This is a genomic window from Geobacillus sp. ZGt-1 (genome assembly GCF_001026865.1).
Classification (GTDB): domain Bacteria; phylum Bacillota; class Bacilli; order Bacillales; family Anoxybacillaceae; genus Geobacillus; species Geobacillus thermoleovorans.
Genome location: NZ_LDPD01000008.1, coordinates 59,261 through 66,645, shown reverse-complemented (window position 1 = coordinate 66,645; position 7,385 = coordinate 59,261). Strand labels below are relative to the sequence as shown.

General features: G+C 47.5%; 9 protein-coding genes, 1 pseudogene and 1 riboswitch. Of the genes and pseudogenes, 1 reads left to right on the top strand and 9 read right to left on the bottom strand.

Going from position 1 to position 7,385, the window contains the following annotated elements; translation table 11 throughout:
* Window positions 1-290: carbon starvation CstA family protein (locus VU18_RS18915; protein ID WP_047757618.1), on the bottom strand; the 290-nt coding region annotated here is incomplete at its 3' end.
* Between the two features lie 304 nt (window positions 291-594).
* Here VU18_RS18915 and VU18_RS02520 point away from each other — a divergent pair.
* Window positions 595-1,044, top strand: coding sequence for a hypothetical protein (locus VU18_RS02520; protein WP_014194961.1), 450 nt, complete (start codon window positions 595-597; stop codon window positions 1,042-1,044).
* A 39-nt stretch (window positions 1,045-1,083) separates the two neighbouring features.
* Here VU18_RS02520 and VU18_RS02515 read toward each other — a convergent pair whose 3' ends face one another.
* The 8 genes and pseudogenes from VU18_RS02515 to VU18_RS18910 all read right to left on the bottom strand — a co-directional run.
* Entirely contained in the window at window positions 1,084-1,776 is a 693-nt protein-coding gene (locus VU18_RS02515; protein ID WP_021322501.1) for a TerC family protein, read from the bottom strand.
* A gap of 14 nt (window positions 1,777-1,790) precedes the next feature.
* The gene (locus VU18_RS02510; protein ID WP_011230113.1) at window positions 1,791-2,063 is read right to left on the bottom strand and encodes a YkvA family protein; all 273 of its coding nucleotides are present in this window, start codon (window positions 2,061-2,063) and stop codon (window positions 1,791-1,793) included.
* Window positions 2,064-2,395: 332 nt separating this feature from the next.
* Window positions 2,396-2,716: a quaternary ammonium compound efflux SMR transporter SugE gene (gene sugE / locus VU18_RS02505; RefSeq protein ID WP_011230112.1), complete on the bottom strand. Its 321-nt coding sequence runs from the start codon at window positions 2,714-2,716 to the stop codon at window positions 2,396-2,398.
* 58 nt (window positions 2,717-2,774) lie between these two features.
* Window positions 2,775-2,877, bottom strand: a riboswitch (guanidine-I (ykkC/yxkD leader).
* Window positions 2,878-2,985: 108 nt separating this feature from the next.
* Window positions 2,986-3,276 (bottom strand): hypothetical protein, encoded by a 291-nt coding sequence (locus tag VU18_RS02500; RefSeq protein WP_033013879.1) that lies wholly within the window; start codon window positions 3,274-3,276, stop codon window positions 2,986-2,988.
* Between the two features lie 189 nt (window positions 3,277-3,465).
* On the bottom strand, window positions 3,466-4,494 hold the full coding sequence (locus VU18_RS02495) for a cytochrome d ubiquinol oxidase subunit II (RefSeq protein ID WP_011230109.1): 1,029 nt from the start codon (window positions 4,492-4,494) through the stop codon (window positions 3,466-3,468).
* Window positions 4,491-5,837, bottom strand: a complete 1,347-nt coding sequence (locus tag VU18_RS02490; RefSeq protein ID WP_014194957.1) for a cytochrome ubiquinol oxidase subunit I — start codon at window positions 5,835-5,837, stop codon at window positions 4,491-4,493. Before VU18_RS02490 ends, VU18_RS02495 begins: the two co-directional genes overlap by 4 nt.
* 285 nt (window positions 5,838-6,122) lie before the next feature.
* A pseudogene (locus tag VU18_RS02485) lies at window positions 6,123-6,761 on the bottom strand (SpoVR family protein); the annotation flags it as partial.
* Between the two features lie 47 nt (window positions 6,762-6,808).
* A partial coding sequence (locus tag VU18_RS18910) for a Kiwa anti-phage protein KwaB-like domain-containing protein (protein WP_047757617.1) occupies window positions 6,809-7,385 on the bottom strand: 577 nt, incomplete at its 5' end.

Genomic DNA, 7,385 nt, shown 5'->3' with positions numbered 1-7,385 from the left:
GCAATAGCGGCAAAGTGATGGCCAAATAGCACCCATTTGTTCGTCGGAACATAGTCCTTCCCGTCATTGAACACTTCCGCTGGCGTTTTCCGGTTATCATCAAGACCAAACACTTTGCGGGCGATAAACCGGCTGTAAAACCGATAAGCGACCGCATACGTGCAGACGGCGGCGACGATAAGCCACATGGCGTTGACCGATTCGCCGCGGCTTAAAGCCAAAATGGCAAACGCTGCGGCCCCAAGGACGGAAATCAGGCCCCATAACAAAATCGATTTTAGCCCCTTCACACGGCTTCCCCCTTTATTTATTTGTCAAAATCCTTTACGTCACTATTATATTCATTATTCTGAAAAATTTAAAGTATTTTTTTATCTTCAGCTAACATATCGTTTAGTTCTATAGGAAAGTTTTTCTGCATTCCTATTGCAAAAAAGTATAAAACAAGTCTTTGGCGCAAAAAATGTAATTGCACCCATCGGCTTAACCAGCAACTGACCATGAAGCACCCATCGATTGTCTCCAGCTCCATCTGACGGTGCAACGGACAAAGCAACGATCAACTAATATTATCTCAGTAAAGGGTTCGAGAAGGTGAAAGCGATCGAAGCATTGTTATGGAGCATTGCTTTGCCTGGATTCGGGCAACTGTTGAACAAAAAGTATATAAAAGGAATTTTGTTTATTGCGTTGGAATTTGTGATTAACACCCAATCCCATTTCAATGAAGCCATCCGCCTCAGCTTTTTGGGACGTACGGATGAGGCCGCCCGCATTGTCGATATCGGATGGCTGATGTTTTATCCATGTTTATACTTTTTTGCCATGTGGGATGCGTTTAAAGACGCTGGCGGCGGGCAAACGCCGTACTCGTTTTTGCCGTTTGTCGTCTCCGCCTACTTTGTGACGGTCGGCTTGATGTACTCGTCGCACGTGACGATCGGCGGCGTGTTTTTTGGACCGATTTGGCTGCCGATCTTATCTGTCATCCCCGGGCTCTCCATTGGATGGCTGCTGCAATTTCTGCTGCTGAAATGGAAATAGCCATCCGCTTGGTGATTGCCCAGCCACAAAAGCCGCCAATTATTCATTGGCGGCTTTCGGTTGCGGCTCTTTGGCGCTTTTTCGTTTTTTCATCGTTCCCGCCACAATGACAGCGGCAACAACAAGCAACTCAAATCCATACTTCACGGCAGGATTGGCAAAATACGCCTTTAAAAACGGCTCATCGACGATCATTTTCGCCGCCGTCCAGGCGAGGACACCGGCGCCGATCGTAATAATGATTGGGAAGCGCTCGATCCATTTTAAAATGAGCGTGCTGCCCCACACCATGATCGGAACGGAAATGAGCAACCCAAGAACGACGAGGAGAAAGTTTCCGTGCGCGGCGCCGGCGACCGCCAATACGTTGTCAAGCCCCATCAACGCATCGGCAATAATGATCGTGCGAATCGCCTCCCATAAATTTCCCCCGGCTTCAACATCGTCGTGGCCCTTCCCCTCAACAAGCAGCTTATAGGCGATCCAGACAAGCAGCACGCCGCCGACAAGCAAAAGCCCTGGGATTTTCAGCAGCCAGACGACGAAGATCGTCGCCAACGCCCGGATGACGACAGCGCCTACCGTCCCCCAGACAACGGCCTTTTTTTGCTGGTATTTGGGCAAGTTGCGGGCCGCCAATCCAATCACAATGGCGTTATCCCCTGCCAGCAAAAGATCAATAATGACGATCGACAGCAACGCCGTCCAAAACTCTACTGACAACAGATCCATGGAAGAATCCCCCTTTACAGGTTATATTTTTCTTTTAATGAAACCGGAGCCATCTTAATGACTTGTTGCAAAATAAATAGGAAGACGGCCAAATCATCGATCAAACCAAACAACGCAAGCCAATCCGGAATGAGGTCAAGCGGCAGCGCTATATACAAAAGCAGCAAACCGACGGAAAACAATTTTTTTCGCATTGGCACTTCATGAGAAACGAAAAATTCAAACAAAAACGGTAGAAAACGCCGGACATGGACGATGAAGCGAAGCCGTTTCCACCATTTACGCATGCCATCCCCTCCACTTTTTGTTCTTTTGAAACCGAACCTATCTTCCTTTACGATTATCTTCCCCCCTTTTGTTTCATGAAATGAAAGAAGGCCCTTACCATCTTTGGTAAAGGCCTCCATAAATAAAATAGACCTTTACCAACATCGGTAAAGGTCTCGCTAACAACGTCGCCGTTGCCAACAAAGCCGAGGGCATGCGCCCTGAACTGACGACTTTGCTGTTAAAGCTACTCCCCTTTAACAAAAGAAACTATATTCGTTTTTATATTTTCATGATATTCAATATTTATACCTGTTGTCAACTCTTTTTCTTGACAAGAAATGAATCCAATTTATTGCCCCGCCGTAAACTTCAAACCAATGACTCCGACAAGAATGCAAAGCAAAAACGCCACACGCGGCGCGTTGACTGGCTCGTTTAAAAACAACATGCCGACCAAGGCCGCGCCGAGCGCTCCGATTCCCGTCCACACCGCATAGGCGGTGCCGATCGGCAACGTTTTTATCGCCAGTGATAAAAAGTAAAAGCTCGCCGCCATCCCCGCAATCGTCACAACAGAAGGCCAAAAGCGGGCAAACCCGTTCGTATATTTCAGCGCGATCGCCCATACAACTTCGAACAAACCAGCAACTATTAAATAAACCCACGCCATGCCCCGTCCTCCCTTTTTAGCGAAAATAAAAAAGCCGCGAGAACGATCGAAACGATGCTCCTCCCGGGCTTTTGTCCCTCCGTGCACGCGGCGATGCCGCGCGTTTTCTCTCGGTCGCAGGCCGGCCGCAAAGCAGCCGCGGAACCCTAGAAAACATTCCCTGTATTTACTTGGCTGCCAATCAGTATAACACGTCAGCCAAACGCTTGCAATCCATCCGCCTTCCGCGTATTTCCGACAGATGAAGGCCAAGGGGGCCCCCATCCGTCTTACACCGGGTCGTTATCGACGCCACTGTACGATTCAATCGCTTGATCGAGCGCCCGGTAGGCCTCAGCGAAAGCGTTTGTCGCCGATTCATCTCCCGCCTCGGCCAGCTCCATTCGCGCATTGCGCGCGTGAGTCACCGCACGGATGACATCTTCGATCATTTGCCGTTTATCCCTGGCGCTCGCTTTTAACCGTTCAAGCTCATGAATCGCCCCATCAAGACTCGTCGAGCGCGGTTCGTCAAACGATTGTTCCAGCTGCTCTTTCACACGCTCCAATATTTCTTTCATCATCGCCCATCCTTTCTCTATTCGTTGTCATCCGCTAGTGTGGGCGATTGGCGGCAAACTATGCATTACCAAGACGCTGAAATTGTGTTTACTCATTTACGTGCACATCTTTCAAACCAGCCCAAAACGCGGCGATGATCGACAGGGCGACGATGATCATCGGCGCATACATGATCAAAAATGTTTGCATTATCCTTTTCCCCCTTCCCATTTTCCTTTAACGTACGCCTTGTTAAACAAAAAGAGGCGCATAAGCAAATAAAGTGACGGAATTAATAACAGGAGGCCGGCAATAAACGCGACGATCAACGCCATAGCCATCGTCTCATTCGTAAACCCGTCATAAATCGTCAAATACGGGTATAACAAATACGGATAATGTGAAATGCCATAGGCGTAAAAGGCGAACGCATATTGAAACAACAGCGCAATAAACGCCCAGCCGAACCGCCGCTGCCGCCAAAGCAGCCAAACGGTAATGACAAAAAACAAAAAGGAAATGACCAGCATCCACGCCACATTCCATAGGTTGGCGTAATGCTCGGGATTATGGTAGCGGAGCTGGTAAATAATGAGCAGCGCTGACAACATCGTCGGCCCGCTCCAAAGAAGAGCGTAGCGGCGCAACAGCGCCCGCGCCCGTTCATCCTTGGCCTCGTCCGCATAGTACGTTAAGAAAACGGCAGAAATGTAAAGAACGCTCGTCACACTGAGCAGCACAATGCTCCATGACAACGGGCTTGCAAACAGCTTCCCATAATCCAGCGCAACGCCTGAGGCGCCTGCCTCCACAAACCCGCCTTCGGAAATCGTCAACACGATGGACAGGGAGGCCGGAATAAACAACCCCGTCAATCCATAAGCGATTAAATACCAGTTCCGTTCCGTCCCCCCATACGTATGAAACGCATAGTACGAGCCGCGAATAGCTAACAAAATGATGGAGATGCTCGCCGGGACAAGCAAAATAGAACCGTAATAATACGCCGTTTTCGGAAAAAAGCCGACAATGCCGACAAAGAAAAAGACAAGAAAGACGTTCGTCACTTCCCATACAGGGGAAAGATAGCGCTGAATGATGCGGTGCAAAATATGCTGTTTGTTTGCCCAATGGCTATAGGCGCTGAAAAACCCAGCCCCGAAATCAATCGAGGCAACGATAATGTACCCGAACAAAAACAGCCATAACACCGAAATGCCAATGACTTCGAGCGTCATGGCGCCACCTCCCCGTTATTGGCCCGCTCTGCCAGCTCCCGTTCAACCGGGTTGCGGCGGAACATACGGATGAGCACTGTTGCGCTCGCAATTACTAACACCATATACAAAAGGCAAAACAACACAAGCATCGTATCCACATGCGCCGACGATGTCGCTCCTTCCGCCGTTTTCATATAGCCGCGCAAAATCCACGGCTGCCGCCCGACTTCCGCTAAGTACCATCCCGCCTCAATCGCAGCCATCGCCAGCGGCCCTCCCGCCACCAGCAGTCCAAAAAACCACTTTTTCGCCGTCCACTTCCAGCGGAAAATCGATCCGAGCCAATACGCGGCTGCGACAACCATTAAAAACACCCCGATCGTGACCATCACATCGAATAAGTAATGAATGTACAGTGGTGGGCGTTCATCTTCCGGAACTTCGTTCAGTCCGGTCACAACCGCAGCGGGATGGTTATGGGCCAAAATGCTAAGGGCATATGGAATTTCCAAGGCATATTTCACTTCCCCGTCTTCTTGGAGCGCGCCGAACAGGATCAACGGTGCATGGGAGCTCGTTTCAAAATGCCATTCAGCAGCCGCCAGCTTTTCTGGCTGGTATTCGGCTAAAAATTTGCCCGATAAGTCGCCAATCAATGCACTGGCTACCGAAAAAATAAAAGCTGTTTTCATCATTAAATGAAGTGCCTTGCGATGATAAATGTGACGATTGCCTTTCCATAAATGCCAAGCGGCGATCGAAGCAAGTACGAATGCTGACGTCATATACGCCGTCGCCAGCACATGGGCGACTTTCGTCGGCATCGCCGGGTTGAACATCGCAACGATCGGATCAATGTTGACAAGCTCGCCATTTTTCAGTTCAAAGCCTTGCGGCGTGTTCATAAACGCGTTCACCATTGTAATGAACATGGCCGACGCCGAAGAGCCGATCGCCACTGGGATGAGCAAAAGCAAATGTTTTTTCTGATTTTCAAACCGATCCCATGTATACAAATAAATACCGAGGAAAATCGCTTCAAAAAAGAAGGCGAACGTCTCCATGAACAGCGGCAAGCTGATCACTTGGCCAGCCAGCTGCATAAAGTTCGGCCATAAAAGCGACAGCTGCAAGCCGATCGCTGTTCCTGTCACCACGCCGACCGCTACGGTGATGACAAAACCGCGCGTCCAGCGGCGAGCGAGTAAGATGTAATGCATATCATTTTTGCGAATCCCAACCCACTGGGCAATGGCGATCATCAGTGGAATCCCGACGCCGATCGTGGCATAAATGATGTGGACCGTCAGCGTCAATCCCGTCAAAATACGGCTAAGCAGCACCGGATCGTAACCGTTCACGATTCATCCCCCCTTATGAAAACAAGCGGCCAATCAAGGAAAGCAAGACAACAGCCGCAACAGCAAAGCTAACGAACACAAGCGTTTTTTCATGCCGCTTCCACATATCCATCCCCCCGGGCGAACAAACAGTGGTGAAGAATTTGTGACAACCATCACAAATTATCCACTTCATATTATTTCATAAAATCGGGGACGCTATCCGGCATGATTTCGAATAATTTGTGTCATTTTTCACATATTCATCGTGACAAACAAAAAAAGCAGGAGATCCCTGCCCTTATGTTATAAATATTTCCGATGCACCGTTTTCCCGTCATACGTAAACAACATCGGCTTTTCCTCGACGACCGTCTCCATATGGACCGGACGGCCCCACAACTGATAAATGTATGGGAGCACTTTTTCTAAATACTTCAGATCGAGTTCGATTCCTTCATACCAATGCTTCAAATACAACTCTCCGTTGCGCATATAATCGCCGTCATTGACCGTGATATACGGGAATCCGCCGTTTACCCGCATGCTGACGAGTTGGTCGCGGATATGCTCCCAGTTTTTGTCGACGATTTTATATTCTTTCCCCTGTTTTTGGAACAAATACATATCTTCGCGCATGACGAGCTCTTTCGTTAAATAGTTGCGCAAAAACGAAATGTCGGATTCGAGTTCGCGCACTTCAAAAATTTTCGCCCTCCCCGACCCCGGCTTGACGCCGTATTTTTTCATCTCCTCAGTCGGGTTGTTCCACCGCTCTTCAATGTCTTCAAAAATTTTCAGTCCTAAATAATACGGATTGATGCCAGTGCGCGACGGTTGCACGACGTTGGCGTTCAGTTTCGCAAATTCAATCGCCTCATCGCTCGTCAAATCCATCTCGCGCAAAATGCGCTGATGCCAATACGTCGCCCAGCCTTCGTTTATCTAAGATGCTTATTTTATTCCAACACTGACACAACAAAACACAGTAATTATTGTATACGCATTTTATTGATAGCTCGGTATTTATCATCAGTAATTAAAGAGGAAACAAAATTGTCTAATATTACATCAATAACCAATCGCGCTTCTTCTTTTGTGGTACAGACTATCCTGCCTTGCTCATCTAATTGCAAATTAATCATGCCAGTATTTATCAATTCCTCAATACGCTCTCTTTTTATGCGTTCCAACCCATAATCAGCTGCCTTAGCTAGCTTCTTTTGAAGACTTATCTGAGACTGAACAAATTGTAAAAAGTTAGAATCATCTGAAACAATCCCTTTTTCCATTATCTGTTCGACTATTTCATCTGCTGCTTGTCTAAATCTTTCATAATATCTAAACAAAGATAAAATTTTATTTTCATTGTACAATAGAACATTATTACCAATTATAATTCCGTCCCATTGATCGTCTAAAAAAAGCTTCTTGTCTCTTTCTTGGGAGATCTGATAATCACCTCTATCCACAACTTCAAGTATTTTACGTTTTTTTAGAAATACACTTTCGTTTATTATTTTTAAAAAATAAACCTTCATTTCATCATCAATTTCAAGTTTCGCTAAT